The 21,261-nt window shown below is 45.0% G+C and carries 13 protein-coding genes; 3 read left to right on the top strand and 10 right to left on the bottom strand.

The window, feature by feature from the left end:
• Positions 1-93 precede the first annotated feature (93 nt).
• Positions 94-270, top strand: a complete 177-nt coding sequence (locus tag MMB75_RS03020; protein WP_016822419.1) for a hypothetical protein — start codon at positions 94-96, stop codon at positions 268-270.
• On the opposite strand, the gene MMB75_RS03015 is transcribed toward MMB75_RS03020, so the two are convergent.
• The gene (locus tag MMB75_RS03015) at positions 263-700 is read right to left on the bottom strand and encodes a NucA/NucB deoxyribonuclease domain-containing protein (RefSeq protein ID WP_016822420.1); all 438 of its coding nucleotides are present in this window, start codon (positions 698-700) and stop codon (positions 263-265) included. The two genes, MMB75_RS03020 and MMB75_RS03015, sit on opposite strands and share 8 nt — an antisense overlap.
• Before the next feature lie 141 nt (positions 701-841).
• Here MMB75_RS03015 and MMB75_RS03010 point away from each other — a divergent pair, with 141 nt between their 5' ends.
• Positions 842-1,036 (top strand): hypothetical protein, encoded by a 195-nt coding sequence (locus tag MMB75_RS03010; protein WP_016822421.1) that lies wholly within the window; start codon positions 842-844, stop codon positions 1,034-1,036.
• Between the two features lie 385 nt (positions 1,037-1,421).
• Complete coding sequence (locus tag MMB75_RS03005) at positions 1,422-1,724, top strand: hypothetical protein (protein ID WP_013371923.1); 303 nt, start codon at positions 1,422-1,424, stop codon at positions 1,722-1,724.
• Positions 1,725-1,801: 77 nt separating this feature from the next.
• Here the strand turns inward: MMB75_RS03005 and MMB75_RS03000 are convergent, their stop codons facing one another.
• From MMB75_RS03000 to MMB75_RS02960, 9 genes are all read right to left on the bottom strand, one after another.
• Positions 1,802-3,688 carry an Ig-like domain-containing protein gene (locus MMB75_RS03000; RefSeq protein ID WP_019687986.1) on the bottom strand — a complete coding sequence of 629 codons (1,887 nt, stop codon included), beginning with the start codon at positions 3,686-3,688 and terminating at the stop codon, positions 1,802-1,804.
• Between the two features lie 120 nt (positions 3,689-3,808).
• Positions 3,809-4,231 carry a YolD-like family protein gene (locus tag MMB75_RS02995; RefSeq protein WP_016822423.1) on the bottom strand — a complete coding sequence of 141 codons (423 nt, stop codon included), beginning with the start codon at positions 4,229-4,231 and terminating at the stop codon, positions 3,809-3,811.
• Positions 4,232-4,247: 16 nt separating this feature from the next.
• On the bottom strand, positions 4,248-4,916 hold the full coding sequence (locus MMB75_RS02990) for a uracil-DNA glycosylase (RefSeq protein WP_016822424.1): 669 nt from the start codon (positions 4,914-4,916) through the stop codon (positions 4,248-4,250).
• 259 nt (positions 4,917-5,175) lie between these two features.
• Complete coding sequence (locus tag MMB75_RS02985; RefSeq protein ID WP_019687987.1) at positions 5,176-5,838, bottom strand: S-layer homology domain-containing protein; 663 nt, start codon at positions 5,836-5,838, stop codon at positions 5,176-5,178.
• A 225-nt stretch (positions 5,839-6,063) separates the two neighbouring features.
• Positions 6,064-7,833, bottom strand: coding sequence for an aspartate--tRNA ligase (gene aspS, locus MMB75_RS02980; RefSeq protein WP_103042518.1), 1,770 nt, complete (start codon positions 7,831-7,833; stop codon positions 6,064-6,066).
• Between the two features lie 167 nt (positions 7,834-8,000).
• Entirely contained in the window at positions 8,001-10,352 is a 2,352-nt protein-coding gene (gene fabD / locus MMB75_RS02975; RefSeq protein ID WP_404303983.1) for an ACP S-malonyltransferase, read from the bottom strand.
• A gap of 31 nt (positions 10,353-10,383) precedes the next feature.
• Positions 10,384-11,337, bottom strand: coding sequence for an acyltransferase domain-containing protein (locus MMB75_RS02970; protein ID WP_016822428.1), 954 nt, complete (start codon positions 11,335-11,337; stop codon positions 10,384-10,386).
• A 62-nt stretch (positions 11,338-11,399) separates the two neighbouring features.
• Positions 11,400-12,275, bottom strand: coding sequence for an SDR family NAD(P)-dependent oxidoreductase (locus tag MMB75_RS02965; protein ID WP_016822429.1), 876 nt, complete (start codon positions 12,273-12,275; stop codon positions 11,400-11,402).
• Between the two features lie 59 nt (positions 12,276-12,334).
• A complete protein-coding gene (locus tag MMB75_RS02960; RefSeq protein WP_016822430.1) occupies positions 12,335-21,253 on the bottom strand; it encodes a hybrid non-ribosomal peptide synthetase/type I polyketide synthase in 8,919 nt (2,972 codons plus the stop codon).
• Positions 21,254-21,261 lie beyond the last annotated feature (8 nt).

Below are 21,261 nucleotides of genomic sequence, written 5' to 3'. Positions count from 1 at the left end.
CAAAAAACAGGCATACTTAAAAGGTATGCCAGAGCCCTGACCTTCGTTGCCGCCACTACATACTATACATTATTAAGGGTTGGCGGTGATAATATGTTTGACGCTAAGCAAATGGAATGGTTAGATCAACTATCTGCTGAAGACCTGGCCATATTAGGTGCCGGCTTCAATACACTAGGTGATTTTTTTGATTTTTTGGCGCTGATTAAAGCCAAACAGGAAACATCTAAGGAGCTAAAAGGTAAAAACACTAAATCAAAAACTATTTAATAACGAATTTTACACGAGTCCCATCCTCATACTGATCTAACTGGTGACTGACCCATGATCCTGCCCCACGATTATCCTTAGGAGCTATGTATTTGATATTTGCACCCTTACCCCCTTCTGAGCACATAGCCATCGGCCATTCATCACGATCAAACCCTTTACGAGTAGGAACACCCGCAAGTGAATGCTGACGATTTTGCTCGGCTCCTTCCCGGTCAATTGTGCATACTGGTGATTTTCCCGCTTGAATGGCTTCCTTAATATGCTGCGCCGTTTCAGGATAACGACCTGACGGAAATTGCAGCGTTACCTGAGCTGATGAAGGCGGGTTCTCTCCTGTTATTTTCGTAAAAAGATTGTCTCCTTCAAACCAGTACGCTCCCACAGCTAGCAACACTAAGGCTATAAAACTTAGCAACTTTTTCTTCAATTTCCCTCTTCCTTTCAAGCTATTCCAGTAAATGACCTTCAGCTAAGGTAATCCCCAGATTTTATTTTTTGTAACCCCTTACCGACTATAAAAAAAGGTTAAATATCCGACGACAAATAGTATAGAGAGGAGGTTGTACGAATGAACGATGAGATCAAACTGGCCGTGAGCCAAATGCAAGCTGTTGTAATCCGGTTACTGAATGGAAATACCGTAATTGGCTGGCCTAAGCTCCTATCTGACCAAGAAACTCAGCAATTCAAGCTCTACGATGACGAACACGTATATACGATTTCCGTTAATGACGTGGATACAGTCGCAAGAGTTATTGTATAAGATACAGAGAACGACTTAATGAGTCATCCAGCGGACAAGCCCAAACAAGGCGCACCACAGGAGAAGACTAATCAGAATTCCCCAAAATAAACCTTTAAAAAGCTTCATACCATACTGACAACCTTTCCGACTGGGCTTTTTCCCCATTATAGCATGTCAGAAAGACAGCTGTCGCAGCCTGCTTTTACATTGTCTTCGTATCATATATTTTAAATTTTGAAATCACGATACCAAGAAAAAAGCACAAAATTCCGAGATTAGGACTGATTACCATTGAAAATGCAATCATGACATAATAAAAGTCACAATTTAACCGAAATTTAATGAAATTTTTCCGAAAATGATGTATAATTATTGACATAACAAAACGCACGAGGTGATCATCATGGCATTATTAAACAGAGTTAAGGAATTAAAATTACAACTGCCTAACGAGCATCATAGCATTTCACAATACGTGGAGCATGCATTGCATTCGATTGACAGTTTTGTAGAACAACATCGTCAATTTGTAGCTGCTCAAGCTTTATATGGTGAAAAAATCAACGGTACGGAAGAAAGATTATTTCGTGACACAATCGCTGAGATTAAAGCCCAACTAGTAGCTACTCTGGAGAAAACAGTTGAAGATTTCGCGCACAAAGGCGATAAGCACTGGAAAAATCATTATCAGGACGGCGTAGAATAAGCTGAAAATAAAACCCCCGGTCTTTGGACCGGGGGTTTATTTGTTTGGTATACGCCAGATGTGGCAATGTACGTAGACTATTTTAACACTTTGGCAGACGTCGTTACCTTCTTACCACCATAGACTACTTTAATACTGGAGCTTCCGCTATCCAAGGCCTTCACCTGACCAGCTGTAACCTGTACGATCGACGGTTTGGAGGATGTCCACACCGCTGAATTGGTCACATTCGCAGTCGCGCCTGAATCATAAACTGCACTCACGCTAAGCACTTGAGATGAGCCCTTAGGCAGCTTCAGGTTTTTATTGCTCAATACCAGCTTAAGCAACTTAGGTGTAACCTTAATCTCCACGTTAAACGACTTATCCTGGTACGTACCCGTAATGGTTGCTGTTCCAATTCCAACAGCTTTAATGGAAGACCCTTTTACGAGCACTACAGAAGCATTCGATGTTGTCCATTTCACTTTGCTGCTCAGGGTAACTTTTTTACCATCTGTATAATTGCCGACGACTTTGATGGACTTACTTCCCTTCAAATTCATCTCAGCATTCGAAAAACTTGGTGTCAATGTAGAAATGGCTCCCTCCACAATGACAGGCACTTTCACGTATTTATTCATATACATTGCCTTGATTCCCGAGTTTCCACCACTCACCGCTTTTACTTTGCCATTTCCCACTGTAACTGCCGCTGTTGTAGCTACCCAGCTTACCTGGTTGGTCACATCCAGTACTCCGCCACCAGCCATGTGTGCTTTTACAGTCGGAATACTCGTTTCTTGGCCTGCAACCAATACATATTTTTTCTCAGAAGCCGTCAGCTTAAGAACCTTATATTGTACGGTCACTGGAATGTCCAGCTTGAGCGCACCTACTGTCGCTGTCAATGTTGCACTACCTGGGTTTACTGCTACCAGTTTACCATTTGCAATTTTGACTGCACTCTCACTGCTTAAGCTCCATTTTACATCGGATTGAACTGCTTTTTTGGCTCCATTGACCAAATAAGCAGATATACTCGGAAGAGATGTTTTGCTGCCAGTTTCAAGAGCCAGACTGGCTTTGCTTGAGACCAGTTTTTCGACAGTTGGAAGTACATTAATCTTCAGAGTCTTACTCAAACCATGATAGGAAGCTGTAATCGTCGAATTCCCTACATCCATCGGTGTGATTTTCCCTTGCTCTACAGTGGCAACCAGCGAATTAGAGGAAGTCCATTCTGCTGTGTTGGTCACATCTGTTTTGCCGCCAGTCAGGTTCACATCGGTTGCAGTAACCTGAATGGGGGAGCTCCCCATATAGACCGATTTGGAGCCAGTCTCACTCAGTACCAGTGCCTGGGATGAAGAGCGCACATACACGATCAATTGAGCATTAAGGCCATCTTTGGCGGCTTTTATATAAGTCACGCCTTTGGCAAGAGGACGTACAAGTCCATTTTCTACGGTAGCAACAGCTTCATTCGTGGATGTCCATTCCACGCCGGACACATTTTCCGTGCCACCTCCGCTAAGCACACCTTGAGCAGTCAGTTGCTTCGATTCTCCGCCAATAGTCAGATTCAGAGGACCCGTCGGATTGAATTGCAACTTGCTGTAAGGCGATTTTACCGTAATCGTCGTACTTACCGTTTTCTGACCATATGTGGCAACAATCTTAATCTGCCCTTTGGACACTGGGGTAATGAGTCCCTTTTCTACCTTTAAAATACTTGAGTCCCCGGAGATCCATTCAGCTTCTTCGGTTACATCCGTTTTACCAGTCTCCGTCACAGACCACACTTTTAATTGAGCGGGGCTTCCACCCAGATTGATTGTGGTTGGATTTTGACTGTCCCACTGTACCGTAGAGGTCGTTTTCTCCTCAGCCCGGATCAAACCTGCTGGCCATGCTGCGAATACAAACATCAGCAAAGCAAGTAAGAAGGTACTCCGTTTGCTCATACGTTTCATACGCTCCATTCGTTTCTCTCCCTTGGTTTCATTCTATAAAACAGGATATTATTAACAATCCCATTATCTTTTATCGGTAAGCAGCTAACTAAATTGAACCCTTCATCAAAAAAAGGTGAATTATAACAGTTAAAGTTCGCCACGCAGTGACCTCACTACAAATAAATGCTCTGCCTTGGATAAGGTTTGTCCATCCTCAAGAGTCACATGGTCTGCCGAGTGACTAACCAGCTTTACATTATAAGCAATCAGTTGATCATCTCTCCAAATCGTCACCGCCGACTGAAAATGAATGGCATTATCAAACTGTAACGGAACATTCATTACATAACCGAAAGCGTTCAGCCTCGCTGGCTGGCGGCTTTTACGCTCACGTCCCGGAGGAAGCATGGTAATATGCGTAATATTTTCAAAAGGAATAGCCAGCATTTTCGGGCCCAAAATAACGCATTTTCGTATATCATCCCATTTTTCAAGTGTGCCGCGCACCTTCTGGGTATGACCGTTGTTGCCGTGATATAAAATGACCTGACGTCCCTTCCATTGACGCATGTCCTCACCTCCCGTGCTAGCGGTTAGGAATCTCCCACCGAATCGGTTCCATTCCATGCTCTTGCAAAAATGCATTGGTACGTGAAAAAGGCTTGCTGCCAAAAAAACCTCTATGAGCCGCCAATGGACTCGGATGAGCAGATTTCAGCACCAAGTGCTTACTGGTATTCACGAAGCTTGCTTTTTTCTGAGCATGGCTCCCCCACAAAATGAACACTGCCGGCTGTTCACGTTCATTAATCGCTTCAATGACAGCATCCGTGAAACGTTCCCAACCTATTCCCTGATGAGATTGAGGTTGTCCTTCGCGCACGGTCAGCACGTTGTTCAGCAGCAGCACACCTTGCTCAGCCCAAGGAACGAGGTATCCCTGATTCGGAATGGGAGTGCCGACATCATCGCGCAGCTCCTTGTATATATTTTGTAGAGACGGCGGTGTACGCACACCGGGTCTAACCGAAAAGCTCAAGCCGTGAGCTTGTCCCTCTCCATGGTATGGGTCCTGCCCTAATATAACCGCTTTGGTCAGATGATATGGCGTTAATTTGAGTGCTGAAAACAAATCTTCCTTTGGAGGATATACCTTATGTAACTTGTACTCTCGAGCTAACGTATACCTTAATTCATTAAAGTAAGGCTTTTCGACCTCTTCCCGTAGTACATCATCCCAGTCATTCCCAAACATACCGCTGTCTCCTCTCAATATGTAAATCTGTGAAAGCTGTTAACTTTTGTACAAACAAATAAAGCTGACCCCTCATCCGGAGCCAGCTTATTTATTCGTTACTTGTGTTTCTATGCCGAAGGACCAGAAAAGTATTCTTACGATAGTCAACTACCGCGGGGTCTAAATTCGATTTCCTTATTATAGCATTCACGGTATTGATGTCAAGTAACTGAATGCTTAAATTCCTCAGAAGTAAAGCTCTTAATTGCTGTATTGGTTACGACTTTGGATGAGCATTCAGGTATTCCAATGCATTGTATAACATAACAGCAGCTTCGGCACGTGTAATCGCACTTTTGGGATGAAAATTTCCCTTCCCATCCAGGACATTGACCTTGTACACTAGCGAGCGTTGAATGCTGCCTTGGTAAGAAGGCTCCAGCTCGCTGTCATCCGCAATATTTGCAGGTGCGATTTTAATCATGGGAAGAGCACCTGCTTTTTCCATGCCCTGAATCAACATGTGAGTGAACTCTTCTTTGGTTAGTGCTTTGGCAGGATTGATTTCTTTTGGAATGTCTACACCGTTATAATACGCGTTAATAAAAGCTTCGGCGTACCAGGCGGTATCCCTAACCTGGGTAAACAGTCCACTCGCCTGCGGCGCCTGGTTCAAATCAATGGCGGCCAAACTAAGCTGAAGTCCGCCCGAGATCAACTGAATGCCTTGGGCAGCGGTCACTTTAGATGAGGGGAGAAACTGCGTGTCAGAGGCACCTTTAAGTAACCCCCGCTCTTTAAGGGATATGATTTTTTCTTTGCCATTTACATGGCCCAAATCCTTGAATTGACTGTCTGCCGCAGACAAATGACCTCCAATCGAGAAGGACAGCAGAGCTATAGTCGTAAGGGCTGCGATTGCACTTTTTCTCATGCTCATGTTAAGTTCCACCTTGTAGTTGAATTAGGCCGCTTGGCCGTTAACAACTTCTTGACGTGGTTCACGATAGAAAGGTTGCAGCAGTTGCTACTAACCTAAATTGAACAATCTAAGCTACATAAAAAAACTCTCCTCTGCTTCTAGCAGGGAGAGTTTTTAGCTCACTCAATCGGATTTAATTGCGTGCTGGATTCAGCTTTGCTTGCAGTATCTTGTTGAATCCGTTCATTCTGTTTGTGGCTTGGCATTTGCCAATTTTATATGAACATCTCTCAATTGTTTGTCAGTAACCTCTGAAGGGGCTCCCATTAATACATCCTGTGCTTTACTGTTCATTGGAAAGGCAATAACCTCTCGAATATTCGATTCATTTGCAAGGATCATCACAATCCTATCAATTCCAGGTGCTATACCTGCGTGAGGGGGTGGCCCAAATTGAAAAGCATTAAAGAGTGCAGGAAATTTACTCTTAATCTCTTCATATGTATAACCCGCGATCTCAAAGGCTTTTACCATAATCTCTGTATCGTGGTTACGGACAGCCCCCGAGGACAGCTCAATTCCATTACATACAATATCATATTGGTACGCCAGGATCTCCAGAGGATTCATATTCAGCAGCGCATCCATGCCACCTTGCGGCATCGAAAATGGGTTATGGCTGAACTCTATTTTATGAGTATCAGGGTCCAATTCAAACATGGGGAAATCAACAATCCAGCAAAACTTAAACGTATCCTTTTCCAATAAATCCAGCCTTTTGCCTAATTGGTTTCGGACAGCGCCAGCTATTTTTTCGACATTTTTAAGCTCATCGGCAGCAAAAAACAGTGCATATCCCGGACCAGCTTGCGTTACATCGATCAATTCGTTTTTTACCTTCTCCGGTATAAACTTTGCAATCGAGCCGCTGAGAGACATATCATCATTAAACTTAATCCATGAAAGACCTTTCGCTCCAGCTTCAGCAGCAAAGTTTACCATGTCGTCGTAAAAGCTTCTTGGCTGCCCTCCACAATCAGGAACAGCAATAACTCGTATCGTTTTATTTTTAAACACTTTAAAATCACTCTCTGCAAAAAGCTCTGTAACATCATGGATAATTAATGGATTTCTTAAATCAGGTTTATCGCTCCCATATTTGAGCATGGCTTCTTGATAGGGAATTTTACTAAAAGGCTTTGAAATTTTAAAATGTGTAAATTCAGAAAAAACTTCATACAGCATATTTTCAACTACATTAAAAACATCTTCCTGTGTAGCAAAAGCCATTTCCAAATCCAGCTGATAAAACTCACCGGGTGATCTGTCTGCTCTTGCATCCTCATCTCTAAAGCACGGAGCAATTTGAAAATATTTATCAAAGCCGGAGACCATTAATAGTTGTTTGAATTGTTGAGGTGCCTGAGGCAAGGCATAAAATTGACCTGGATGCACTCTACTAGGAACTAAATAGTCTCTGGCGCCCTCTGGAGATGAACTTGCCAGAATCGGTGTCTGAATCTCTAAAAAATCCAAATCAATCATCTTTTTTCGGATACTTTGAATGACTTTAGAGCGAAGTACAATATTATCATGCAGATTTTCATGGCGCAGATCCAGGAAACGATACTTTAATCTTAAATCTTCCCGGGCTTCATGTGCTGAAGATACTTCAAAAGGCAACGGATTCATGACTTTCCCTAGCACTTCTATCTCATTGGCAATGACCTCAATATAACCGGTTTTCATATGAGGACTGATCGTACTTTCGGACCTGTGACATACAGCTCCTGTAACAGAGATGGTTGATTCCCTATTGATCTTGGATACAAAATCCTTTAATTCATTAGGATCAGAGACAACGATTTGCGTAACCCCATAATGATCCCTAAGATCAATAAAAACAATCCCACCGAGGTTACGAATATTTTTAACCCAGCCTGCAATTCTCACGATTTCCCCGACATGCGTCTGATTCAGCTCTCCACAGTTATGAGTTCTATATCTATGCACAGAAACACCCTCTTTCTTTTACCCTAGTATCTACATGGTTTCAATGATGTAACCCATGGTCTGATTGCATATATTGCTACTCTATTCTGCATGAATCCGGCCATGGGCTTATACGGTTAGAACATACTGCACTTCATTATTAGCTTCTTGCCCTAGGTTGAATCCAACTAGATTGTAAGACTAGCAGTTAAAGCTTTAAATCTTTCATTCAGGTACTCTGCAGTCTCAACCATTATTTTTTGTCCTATATCGTCAACATGTCTATTCTTCCAATTCTCAAGATCTGTCCCCTTAACCCATTGATTAAAAGCGCCGAGGGCTGGTCCGCAGTGTACTTGATAATCGACTCTGTTGTTTTTGTCGCCATTAATGGCAAGTCGAGTAGAATAAGTAAAGTACCATCTAAATATCAAGGCCATCTTCCGTTTCGGGATTCTTTCAGCTTTTTCAATGATTTCAGGCGGATAATAAGCTTTAATATCTTCGTAGACTTGTTCAATACTCTTCTTAAAATACTTTTCTTCAATATAGTGTTTTGTTTCTCTATCAATTTCATCTATGGAATTATAATTACGGTAAAGATCATATAATTTATTCGCCCTGGCTGGGAAAAACACTCCTTTTTTCATGACCTGAACTTTTGCGCCCATTTCAAACATATCCCCTGCTGGAGCGTAGTCCGTATCCTGAATGTTTAACTGCTGAAGCAAATCTTTTACTTCATCACTCGTCCCTGCTTCAACTGTGCACTGATTGATTGAACCCGTCATGATAAAATCAGCACCCAGTATAAACGCCGCCGCTGCAGCTTGTGGAGTCCCTATTCCCCCGGCTGCCCCTACCCTTATACTTTTATTGTGTTTATACTTTCGAATCGCTTCATCCCTCATCTGAAGCATCAGCGGGACCAATACATAAGCAACTGCATGGTCAGTATGCCCACCTGAGTCAGCCTCGACGCACAAATCATCTACCATGGGAATTTCCATCCCCATCATCGCTTCTTCCCGGCTGATCCTATTTTCCGCCAGCAGCTTATTGATAATATTCTGAGGCGCAGGACTCAGGAAGGCTTCAACAACCTCTGGCCTGGATACTTTCGCAATAATTCTGTTCTGTGGCGTAACATTTCCCTGTGCATTCCGTCTCAGCCCCTTCAGCCTGTACCTAACCAAAGAAGGTGTGATACTCATAAACGCAGAGGCTTCAATATTTCTAACACCGTATTTTATGTACAAATCAACGATGTTATTTTCTATGTCTGGGTGGTCCGGCACATGAATCAGATTCATTCCATAGGCTTCGCCATGGTTCAATTGCTTCTGAATATACTTTATGGTTTCCTCCAGAACATCCATCTTCACTCCCCCAGTTCCAAAAAATGCCATCATTCCTGCCTTTCCTGCTGTTACGACCATCTCTTTTGAAGAGATTCCCTTGTACATAGAGCCTATAAGATACGCATACTTAATTCCGTAATCTTGTTTAAATTCGCTATGCCCAAGAGACTCTGCCGTAAATCGTTTGCTGGATTCCAGTACGTCATGACCGGATTTTGTTATGGGAGCCTGTCGCTTTTCGGATATCGATTCATCATTTCTCAACGTATCCTTCGACATCCTCTTCTGTACCTGTTCGTTTCGGTCTTCAACCTCTGTCACGATCAATGGCTCGGCTTCTCGTTGTATGGCATTAACCAATCCTGCCACAACATTTCCAGGCCCGATTTGGATAAACTGGGTTACACTTTTACCCATCAGATACCGTATACTCTCCGACCACTTGACCGGGCTTACAATCTGGTTGATCAGCGTACTTCTTAAGTCCTGCTGCTTGTAGGGTCTGGCATGGACATTGGAAATAACGGGTATTTTGATGTTCGAGAATTCAAATGGCGCCGCATAGGCCTCAAATTTCTGTTTGGCATTTTCCATATACCTAGAGTGAAATGCTCCACTTACATTCAAAACCACATAATTTCGGGCTCCTGCATCTTCAAAAATCGGTTTCGCCTGCTCAATCAGTTCCTTTGGCCCTGAAATGACAATCTGGCTGGGCGAATTATAGTTGGCAACATCGAGCTCTATTAATTTATTTTTCTCCATTACTTCCCGAAACACTTCTTCTTTCAAGCCTAAAACTGCCGCCATTCCGCCACCAGTAGCCCGAGCCATCAGCTCTCCTCTTTTTTGGACCAGCTTCAAGCCGGTTTCAAAATCAAACGCTTCCGCGGCAAATAAAGCATTATATTCACCCAAGCTATGTCCTGCAACATAATCGGGTTTTCTTCCGGTCTCTCTTATTTTTTTCAGATAGCTTAAAGCGTTTACGACGAATAGGGCTGGCTGGGTAAAATCCGTTTGCCCGAGCTGGTTGGCAGGGTCTTCAAGGCACAGCTTCTGAATAGAATAACCAAGAACTGCATCCGCTTTGGCAACCAATTCTGGAAATTCATCAAACAGTCCTTCGCCCATACCTTTTACTTGAGCTCCTTGTCCAGGGAACAGATATGCGATCATTGATTTCCTCCTTGTTAGTAATGGATGCATATTAGGCAAATATTTCGAACAGACGATCCAAATTTTTTATGTCCTGTTGAAAAGGGGAGAGAATAGAACAGACGCTTGCCTTTTTCTTGGGGCCAAAATTGTACTTTACAAAATTAGCAAGCGTGCCCGAGGGACCGAGATCAATATAGACAACACCGTCCCTGTCTCCCAGACACTTTAGAGCGCTCTGAAATTGCATAGGCTTTCTAGTAACATCCCAAAGAAAACGGTTGTCAAGCCATGTCATCTTCCCGCCGTACATAGATGAAACCATATTTATTTTAGGGCTTCTTATGGTCATGAGCTTTAAAAATTCCGTATATTCCAATGCGATTGGGTCCATTAAGGAAGCATGAAAAGCATAGTGTACTGGCAGTCTTTGACAGATCATCTCATTTGCCTTCAAATAGTGTTCAATCTCTGACAGACCCTCGCAGCTGCCTGAAATAACAAAATGCGAGTCAAAGTTGATGGATGCCAGCTCTGAGTTGGTATTCAATATGGGTACTTCATCATACAGACCGGGATCACCAATGACGGCCATCATACCCCCTTTCGGACAGTACGTTTCCACCAGCTGTGCTTGCTTGATAATGCATTGAAGTGTGTCCTCATAGCTCATGCAGTCAGCCACAGCACCAGAAACAGACTCACCCAGGCTAGAGCCTAAAACATAATCAGGGTAAATTCCCTTTTCCAATAACACCTGTGTGAGCGCATATTCAACCATAAAAATGGCAGGATGAGTATATAGCAGGTTGTCAAACTCTTCTCCCCTGCGACGCGTGTCATCGAACAGCGTTTTTAATACAGACCTGCCTGTAACATCCATATGAATCTCATCCAACCTGGTCATCCATGTTCGGAAAACCGGGTTGGACATATATAATTCCTTTCCCATACCGTAGTATTGCGAACCTTGACCTGAAAACATAAAAACCACTGATCTGTCCATCCGAGTAACCCCCACAACGTATTGATCAGACTCGCCTAAGCAGTTCCTCTATCATTCACAGTTCATAACAAATTGCGCACTAATTGCATTTGGGATGCCGTAGGATTACTTTCATTAAGGACATTCTCCATATGCTGCCTGATTGCAGGTTTGAATTTCGGTTCTGTGATGATATATAGCTGCCCTTTTCGGATGCCCTCAAAAATTTGATGGGCCACATCCTCTGGAAGTATGCCATTTTGGACAGCCTTGCGAGCCAATTCGGTAATGACTTGTCTTTCGGGCGGAAGATTTCCACTCCCATCTGGCTTACGCAGCTCTGTCGGGCGGTTTCGCTCTGCATCCATAATTTGAGTACGGACGAATCCCGGACACACAACCGACACTCCCACATTAGAACCGATCAATCTTAGCTCTTGGTATAGCGTTTCAGACAGGCTTAAAACGGCATGCTTTGACGCGCTGTATATTCCATTTCCAGGACCGGACAGCAGACCAGCAATCGATGCTGTATTTACAATATGGCATGGAGTTTTTTGTTTCACCATAATAGGAACAAAAATTTCGGTAGCAAACAGAATTCCCCAAATGTTTACGTTAATTACCCACTGCCAATCTGCCACAGTATTCTCCCATAATAAGCGGCCTGTGCCGGCATCCACACCTGCATTATTGAACAAAAGATGCACAGCACCAAAGGTCTGAACTGTTTTTTGCGCTAATAAACGAATATCAGCTTCTTTGGAAATATCGGTCACAACAGATAGTGTAGCTGCGCCCATTTCTTGCAATTCTCGTTCAGTCCTTAGAAGAGCCCCCTCCTCAATATCCGCCAGAACAACCTTCATCCCTTCATTGACACATCGGTCTGCAATAGCTCGGCCAATTCCGCTGGCAGCTCCCGTAATCACAGCTACCTTATCTTTGAACTCCCTCATGTTTACCTCCGGAATATTCGTATTTTTCGTTAGACAGGGTTTTGTTCCCCAATGTGTGCTCAGAAAGGAGAAGTCGGTAAGGGAATTCTACGAACAGTGTGTCCCTCATGGAGCGCCTCCCACGTAATCCTGCCTCCCTGGGTCCAATACATCGCAATATTTTCCAGATTTCTCTCCTCTAGAAGTATTTGAGAAACTTTCTCGCCTACTTTTCCTGACAGAAGTGCACTTTTATTTGAATCTTCTCCGCCTTCTCCGATAAATACTGGAATAGATGCTCTCTCCGGCTCGTTGCCCTGGCCGACTGACTCGATAAGCTCTCTAAGACCAGTTCGCAATTCCTCCCGTGAGCTCGCTACGATTGCCGCCCGGCACTTCATCGCTTCACGGCCTGTCTGAAGGGTGAAAGCAATATCATGTAAGGAAAGCTCGTGCTGCTGCTCTACATATTCAAGTAATTGACTCGCAAGCGCATTTAGTCGCTCCCAGTTTATGTCTGAGAGAACCACTACTTCTGTCTGATCTGCCCCTTGCAACTGGACAGCTTCTTTTGGCGAAGGGATGTATTCTTCCAGAATAAAATGAACATTCGATCCCCCAGCACCGAAGGAGCTTACTGTTGCCCGTAGCGGAAATTCCCGCTCTTCTCCCTCCAGCTCTATTACAGGCCGCTTCCATTCCTGAAGCTCCCGCTGCAAATAAAATGGAGTATTGCTGAACGTAAGATTAGGATTCAGCTTTTCCGCTTTAATGGTGGGAACCAGCTTTCGATGCCACAATTGCAATATGGCCTTGGTAAGCTGCGATATCCCCGAGGCCGCTTCTGCATGGCCTATATTGGATTTAACCGAACCCATGGCACAAAAGTGCTGCTCATCCGTAAATTTCTGGAAAGATTTTTTCAAGGCGACTAGCTCAATCGGGTCTCCTAATGTAGATCCATTGGCTGCTGCCTCTACATAGCTGACTGTCCGAGGGTGAATGCCGGCTTTCAAAAAGTTCTCTTCAACAAGTTGTGCCTGTGCATTGGGATTGGGGACCGTGTACCCATTACTGTGTCCTCCATGATTAGTGGCCGTAGATTTGATGACTGCTAAAATGCAGTCTCCATCCTCCTCTGCCTTATGAAGCGGCTTTAAGAGAACTGCCCCAACACCTTCAGCAGGAAGATATCCGTCTCCATCCGCAAAGCTTCGACTTTCTTCATGGCTTCCGATCAATTGGTTCTGGCTGGATTCAATATACTTTTTGGGGCTTGTCAACAGATTCCCACCGCCAGCTACTGCGATTTGACACTCACCTCTGATCAGGCTTTCACATGCCATATGGACAGCCACAGCAGAGGAAGAGCTCATCGTATCAATGGATATGCTCGGTCCCTGGAAATTGAAATAATGCGACATGGGGTTGGCGACGGCAACAGAACCAAAGGATGTGATCCGAGGGGCATCCGTATTTGTATCACAGGTGCAGTATTTATGATACGTAGCACCAACGTAGACCCCAACCTTGGATTGGTGTTTTTTCTGTAGCATCTCTCGCGTATATCCCGCACTTTCCAGCAGGCTCCATATCATTTCCAGGAAAAGCTGTTCCATAGGGTCCATCAAACTCACCTCATAAGGAGTGAGGTGAAAGAAAGAAGAATCCAACGGATTTATTCTGTTTAGGAAGCCCCCCCACTTGCAGTAGGTTTTTCCCGGTTTATTTCTTTCTTTATCAAAGTAAAGATCGTGATCCCAGCGATCTTTGGGAACTTCGGTAATGCAGTCCTTGCCCTCTTGGAGATTTCTCCAGAATTCTTGAATATTTTCCGCTCCAGGATATTTTCCAGACATCCCGATGACAGCAATGTCCATCGCTCCTGTTTCTGTTTTTGTTTCTATTTTTGTCTTCGTTTCTTTTGCCTCCTCCTTAGGCTCTACTCGCACTGACGAAATAGGTGAGTGCCGAAATAAAGGAGAGGGCGCTTTTGCATGCTCTACGATGCCCATGGATTTCGTGCTGGCTGCCGCGACTAGCTCTTGTTCAGCACCAAACAAAGCGTTCAATTCGTCCCGATGAGATTCCAGGAAGTAAGCCGTTAAACTCTGGATATTCGGATATTCAAACAGTAAGGTTCTGGACAGTGATCCAAACGTTTCTTCCAACTGATCGGTTATTTCCATAGACTTTATGGAGTCAACCCCATAGTTTTCTAAGTTTTTATCCTCTTCAATGCGCTGTTCCGGCAGTCCAGTGGATGAGGAAAGTAAGCCCTTTAGATAACCCGTTATCTGATCACGCAACCGCTCTTCTCCAGCCAGGGATTTTGTCTCATTGGCTACGGAAGCCGTGTCAGCTATTGCACTTACAGTCGCTACCTGATCCAGACCAAACAAAGTGCTTAATTCGTCTCGGTGAGATTCCAGAAAATATTCGGTTAAGCTTCGGATATTCGGATATTCAAACAGTAAGGTTCTGGACAGTGATCCAAACGTTTCTTCCAGCTGATCGGTTATTTCCATAGACTTTATGGAGTCAACTCCATAGTTCTCCAGGTTTTTATCCTCTTCAATGCGCTGTTCCGGCAGTCCGGTAGACGAAGAAAGCAAGCCTTTTAGATAACTTGTCACCTGATCACGCAACTGTTCTTCTCCTGGTCGAAGTTCTGTATCCATTGCTGTCGTAGCGGTGGTGGCTTTTACACCTACAGTTACTGCCTGCTCCAGACCAAACAGAGCGATTAATTCGTCTCGATGAGATTCCAGAAAATACTCGGTTAAGCTCCGGATATTCGGATATTCAAAAAATATCGTCTTCGACACCTGATCGAACGTTTTCTCCAACTGGTCAGTCAGTTCCATGGACTTGATAGAATCCACCCCGTAATTTTCCAACGGCGCATCCTCTTCAATTCGATATGCAGGCAGTTCGATTGACGAAGACAACAAAGTCTTCAAGTAATGGGCCGTCTTTTCACGCAGCAGATGTTCATCTTGGACGGACACTGTCTTATTTTCTGAGAAAGGAGCGATGTTGTCTTCTGATCCGAGTCTCTGATCTCGGGCTGCTTCTCCGCTGTCTTCAAGCTGTCCTTCCATAATCATCATTCTGCTGATCAGCTCAATGTCTCCTTCTACCACCATCGCTTGATTCGATATGCAGGCTATACTTTGATACAACGCACGAATACCAGTCTCTGTCCTCATCGCATACATGCCTACATTCTGCAAAGCTTTTTCCGTCTCCTGGTCAGGTCGCATTCCGCCGTCTTTCCATAACGGCCAATTGATCGACAGCGTTTTGCCCATACGCTCCCAGGAGGATACCAAAGTATTACGATACCAAGCATAGGCATCCATGAACGCATTCGCGGTGGCATAGTCAGACTGACCCGCATTTCCGCCCACTCCGGCAGCTGATGAGAAAAGAATAAAGAAATCTAGGGGCATGTCCTTACTGGCCTGATCCAAATTGGCTAGTCCGACCACCTTCGGTGCCAGAACTTCCCTGAATTCTGCGCTCGTCTTTTTGATAATATAGTTATCTTTAATGATTCCAGCACTGTGCAGAATGCCGTTAATTCCGCCGTATGCCATTTGGATGTCCTCAATCAGGCCAACCACCGCTGCCTTCTGCGTGACATCCACCTGTCTGTATTCCACCTTGGCGCCCAAAGCCTTCAATTCTTCCAATTGGGCCAGCTTGTCCTCGGTCAGCAGGGACCGCCCAGTCAGAATCAAGGTTGCTTCCCTGGTCTGGCGCGCAATTTCTTTGGCAAAAATTAGACCCAGGCCCTTGGCACCTCCAGTAAGCAGGTAAACCCCATGATCTTTCCATGGAATTTGTGGTGTCGCTGGCATTTCAACCTTGTTCCAGGCAGGAATCCAACGTTTACCTTCTACAAAACGGATGCGGCTGTCCTCTGGACGCTGACTGCTCGACCTTAATATTTCAATGAGTCCTTCATTTTTTTCCGTTTCCCCTACTTCAATCAGTTGCCCGTAGAACTTTGGATTTTCCTTATGAGCCGTTTTGAGTATGCCGCACAGCCCGGAGAAAAGTAGTTTCTCATTTCCAGACATCGTTACCATTTGTACCAGCACTTTGCCTTTAGGCTTGTCAATTAGGATGCCTTGTATTTTCTCAAAAACCTGAACGGCATATGTTTCAAAGCGTCGGTTGACCTCTTCCATGCGGGCTTGTAGGGTGATGCATTCCACGCCTGTCAAGGAGGCCTCGACATGTACTGCAGCTATGGCATCTGTCTCACAAAGTATGACCACATGCCGTTCGTAGTCGGTTGCTATGGTTTCCTTATTAGCCGCCTGTTCTTTCCAGAATGGCTGTAGCATCATTGCACCGAGCGGTTGCTCACAAGTCTCCGCTTCCTTATAGGAGACCCCTTTTATGCGCACACAGATTCTGCCTGCCTCGTCGCACAAATCAATATCATACTTGTGCATCTTATGATTAATCTGATTTCCTCTTCCATGCCGTACTAACGCCCACATTTTGCTCGGACATTCCTGAAATATTTGAAGCTTATCTATCGCAGTCGGCAGTATTTTTTCCCGAGAATCAATGCCATTGAACTGCATAACATTTTCATTATTCGAAAGCAGGTATAACGGCAATTGCAGGGCAGCACTTGTCATGAAGGGATGCATAACAAATAGGCCCCCAGTATTCGCAATACCGGAAGGCAGTGATAGCTTGGCCAACACCAAACCCTGACCTATATAAACTTGCTCAGCGGACTGGAATTCCGAATCGTAGTTGGCTCCAGTCGTGCGCAGTGCTTCATCGTCTCCCCTAGGTAAAATATGATCAATGCACTCCATCTGCAAAGCCTGAATATCTAATGTTTCCGTTCTATTTAAAGCCTCCAGCTCGGCACTTCCCTCGCTGTGTAAGACAGGATCTCCTGCTTCGGTTCGTGTGCTGTAAATTTTGAAGCCAATTCCACCTTGATCTCCCGGAAAGAGTCCTATATGTATTTCCGGCTGATCTCCTATGACAGGAGCATGTGTCCATACCATGTCTGTGAGTGTGATGCCTGCCTGACCCTTCTCCTGAACTGTTAACGATTGTTCAACCGCTGCCCGCGCCATTTCAAGACATGCTCCATCCGACAGAACAAGTCTTCCATCAACGACGGAGTTATTCAGATAAAACTCCTGACCGTTGAAGATTGAGCTGAATCTTTGCTCAGAAAGAACGGAGGTATTGTGATGCAGTAAGGGGTGCAGATATGCCGGAGTGACGCCAGCGGGCTTTTCTTCATCTACTGATATCCAGTAGCGTTCCCTAGCAAAGGGATACGTAGGCAAACTGATGCGGAAAGGCTGGACATCACTGTAAAGTCTGTTCCAGTCAATGTGCACACCCTTGACCCACAATTCCGAAAGCCTGCCGTATTTCTCTGCTAGATTCCAGGCATCAGAGGATTCATCCAGCGCTTCTTCCTGCTTAACGACATCTAAACTCTCCTTATCTCGTTTAGCCTGTCCCCGATAAAGCTGTACAATATTCTGCCTTCCCCCAATAAATTCCTGCAGCTTGTTTCTAAGTTCCTCCACTGACTGAACGACCACAGCAAGGCGCTCTTCCATCGCCTCACGCCCTATCTGCAAGGTGTAAGCCACATTTATCAGGTCATTATCCGAGAAGTCATTTTTATCCATTGCAGCAGTCAATTGAACAGCCTGCTCTTTCAATGCTTCATTACTTTTGGCCGACAATACGATGACAACTGGCCTTTGCGGAGTAGAGGCAGCCTGTTCTGCTGGAATGTATTCTTCAAGAACGATATGGGCATTAGATCCTCCGGCTCCGAAGGAAGATATTCCTGCAATTCTCGGGTATTCCCGTTGCTCGCCGTTTTCCTCCAGAATCGGACGTTTCCATTCAGCAAGTCCCTGCTGAACTGCAAATGGCGTCTTGGCAAAATTTATATTGGGATTCAATACTTTGGCATGCAGACTTGGGGCAATTTTCTGGTTTTTCATTTGCAGTATAATTTTAGCGACACCCGCAATCCCTGCGGCCGCCTCCAAATGGCCTATATTTGATTTTACCGAGCCAATCGCACAGAACCCTGTATCCTGTGTATCCTTCTTGAAAGCCTGGGTAAGTCCGGTAATTTCAATAGGATCACCAAGCTCTGTCCCTGTTCCGTGGGCTTCAATATAACTGACTGTTCGAGCATTGACGCCTGCTTTATCCAAAGCCTCTCGGATCAATTCTCCTTGTGCTACCGGATTAGGAACGGTATATCCGTTCGTTTTTCCACCATGATTGATACTAGTAGCCCGAATAACCGCATAAATGTGATCCTTGTCAGCAATGGCCTGAGATAAAGGTTTGAGCAGTACAACGCCCGCACCTTCACCAGGGACAAATCCATTCCCCCCTTCGCCAAAACTCTTGCAACGTCCCTCTGGCGATAGCATTCGCATTGTGCTTAGAAAAACATAGTTGGAAGGATGAAGATATAAGTTGACTCCACCTGCAATGGCAATCTCGCATTCTCCGTTATGAATATGCTCACAAGCCTCATGGATTGCAGTTAATGACGAAGAGCACATGGTATCGACCGAAAAGCTCGGTCCCTTCAAATTCAAGAGATACGATATTCGATTGGCTACCGAACTGAACGATGTGCGAGGAAAGATCGGTTTGCCTTGCTCCCACAGCTTGGGACCGTATAAATTGAAGCCTGTTGCGGTAATGCCTGCAAAGACGCCGATTCGCCCATTGTATTGCACTGCAAGCTGATCTCTGCTATATCCAGCATCCTCGAAGGCCTTCCAGCATTCTTCCAGGAATATCCGTTCCTGAGGGTCCATACTCATCGCTTCCCGGGGCGATATATTGAAGAAAAGAGGATCAAAATCTGCGAAATCCTCTACAAATCCCCCATATTTGCTATAGCTTTTGCCCTTCTCCACAGCTTCCTTGATGTCAGGAGAATAAAATCCTTCCCTCTTCCAGCGATCCGCAGGGATTTCTGTAATACAATCTTTGCCCTGTTGTAAATTGCTCCAGTATTCTTCCATATTTTTTGCTTGTGGGAATCGTCCGCTTATACCAATAATGGCTATTTGCTCGTGTTTCGCACTGCCTGTATCCATAGCTGCACTGCTAGTGCGATGTTTTTCTTCCTTTTGCAGAGTCGACAATGATAATTCGCTATTAACATGCAAGGATGCAGGGACGAAGTTTTCTTCCGGCTCCAGCCGTCTGCCAAGTCCTGTCCACCGTACGCATTCCTCATAGTAGTCAGCAATAAAATATTTCGCTACCGCTTCCAACGTCTGATATTCAAAAAACAGGGTCATCGAGATTTCACCAAAAACTCCCTGAAGCTTTTGATTGAGCCTTGTAATCATGATGGAGTCTATGCCGTAGCTCTCCAAAGGCTCACTGACATCAATCTTTTCAACGCTCAGCTTAGTCACTTCTCCAAACAACACTTTAAGCTGGTGCAAGGTTTTTTCCAGAAGCAGCTCAGGATTTATTGGTGAAGAAGCTGTCTCTTCAACGTACACGTTCTCCTGTGGCTGAGGCTCCAATAGATGCTTCCGCAATCTGGATAAATCCCCCTCTATCACCAGCACCTGCTTCTGGCCAGAGGCCAGGCTATCATATAAAGCCTTAACACCGTTTGAAGTTTGCATGGCCACCATGCCAATACTTTGCCAAACCCTCTCCGTTTCAGCATCCGCATGCATGCCTCCATCCTTCCAGAGAGGCCAATTGACAGACAGCGTCTGCCCTTTGCGCTCCTTGCAAGAGACGAGGCTGTTTCGATAAAAGGCATAGGCATCCATAAACGCATTTGCTGCGGCATAGTCGGCCTGACCAGGATTGCCCATAATCCCTGCGATGGAAGAGAAGAAAATGAAGAAATCAAGATCTAGCTCCTTCGTCGCCTGATCCAAGTTGACCACCCCGGCTACTTTGGGCGCCATTACTTCCTTGAACTCTTCCTGCGTCTTATGAATCATAAAACGATCCTGTATCACCCCTGCGCTATGGAGGATGCCATCAAGCCCCCCGTGCTCCTCTCGGATCTTTAGGACCAGTTGCGAGACCTCTTCCTTTCGGGATACATCCGCTCGTTTGTACTCTACGCGGGCTCCCAGCGCCTTCAACTCCTCCAGTATGACCTGCTTGCCTTCATCAAGCATGGAACGTCCTACAAGGACTAGCGTAGCTTCTCGGACTCGCCGGGCGATATCTCTCGCCAAAACAAGCCCTAAACCTCCTGCACCGCCCGTAATCAAATAAATCCCCTGATCCTTCCAGGGCACTCTTCCCGGAGTTTCAGGGGCTTTCATTTCATTCCAGCTGAGAATCAGACGTTTACCGTTCTCATACCGTATCCTTTTGTCTTTGGGGTATTGACTGTTCTCTTTCAATTTCTCAACGATCTCTTCCAAACCTGTAGCTTCCAATTCAACAAATTGCCCTACGATTTTTGGATTTTCTTTTTCGGCTGTTTGCAGCAATCCCAAAAGCCCAGCAAAGAGCTGCTGCCCGGTTTGTGAAGAAGCAGCAATCTGTACCAACACGCTGCCCCTCAAGTTCTCTTTGAGGAGCATTTGCACTTCTGCAAGCAGTTGAAGGGCATAGCGCTGAAAGCGTTCATCCATGCCGGTCAAACCGGCATGGAGCTTGATGCATCGGGTTCCTTTCATGAGCGCTTCAATACTTCGCTCTGAGATATGATCAAGTTCACAAAGCACCACCAGATGCTGGCTACATTCATGAAGAGTCGCTTTTTGGAGCGCAGCTTGCTCTTTCCATGAAGGCTCAAGCATAAGGACTCCTGTATCCGCCAGAGCCCCCTCCGTGTTCCCTGCTCTGCTGTGCAGAGTTCCATCTGAAGCCATTTGAGCTTGAATTTGGCGTATTCTGAGGAGAGCCTCCTCTTTCTGCATCCGTCCGCTTTTTACCTCACCCAGAATAGTTTGAAAAAAGTCCTTCATCTTCGATT

The sequence above is a fragment of the Paenibacillus sp. P2(2022) genome (assembly GCF_029522175.1).
Classification (GTDB): Bacteria; Bacillota; Bacilli; order Paenibacillales; family Paenibacillaceae; genus Paenibacillus; species Paenibacillus polymyxa.
The sequence above is the reverse complement of the archived record's forward strand: the minus strand, read 5'-3'. Positions and strand labels throughout refer to the sequence as shown.

Bases quoted from the DNA above. Each gene is read 5' to 3' on its own strand.
- MMB75_RS03020 (WP_016822419.1), top strand. From the start codon at position 94: ATGTTTGACGCTAAGCAAATGGAATGGTTAGATCAACTATCTGCTGAA.
- MMB75_RS03010 (WP_016822421.1), top strand. From the start codon at position 842: ATGAACGATGAGATCAAACTGGCCGTGAGCCAAATGCAAGCTGTTGTA.
- MMB75_RS03005 (WP_013371923.1), top strand. From the start codon at position 1,422: ATGGCATTATTAAACAGAGTTAAGGAATTAAAATTACAACTGCCTAAC.
- MMB75_RS03000 (WP_019687986.1), bottom strand. From the start codon at position 3,688: ATGGAGCGTATGAAACGTATGAGCAAACGGAGTACCTTCTTACTTGCT.
- MMB75_RS02995 (WP_016822423.1), bottom strand. From the start codon at position 4,231: ATGCGTCAATGGAAGGGACGTCAGGTCATTTTATATCACGGCAACAAC.
- MMB75_RS02990 (WP_016822424.1), bottom strand. From the start codon at position 4,916: ATGTTTGGGAATGACTGGGATGATGTACTACGGGAAGAGGTCGAAAAG.
- MMB75_RS02985 (WP_019687987.1), bottom strand. From the start codon at position 5,838: ATGAGCATGAGAAAAAGTGCAATCGCAGCCCTTACGACTATAGCTCTG.
- fabD (WP_404303983.1), bottom strand. From the start codon at position 10,352: ATGATCGCATATCTGTTCCCTGGACAAGGAGCTCAAGTAAAAGGTATG.
- MMB75_RS02970 (WP_016822428.1), bottom strand. From the start codon at position 11,337: ATGGACAGATCAGTGGTTTTTATGTTTTCAGGTCAAGGTTCGCAATAC.
- MMB75_RS02965 (WP_016822429.1), bottom strand. From the start codon at position 12,275: ATGAGGGAGTTCAAAGATAAGGTAGCTGTGATTACGGGAGCTGCCAGC.
- MMB75_RS02960 (WP_016822430.1), bottom strand. From the start codon at position 21,253: ATGAAGGACTTTTTTCAAACTATTCTGGGTGAGGTAAAAAGCGGACGG.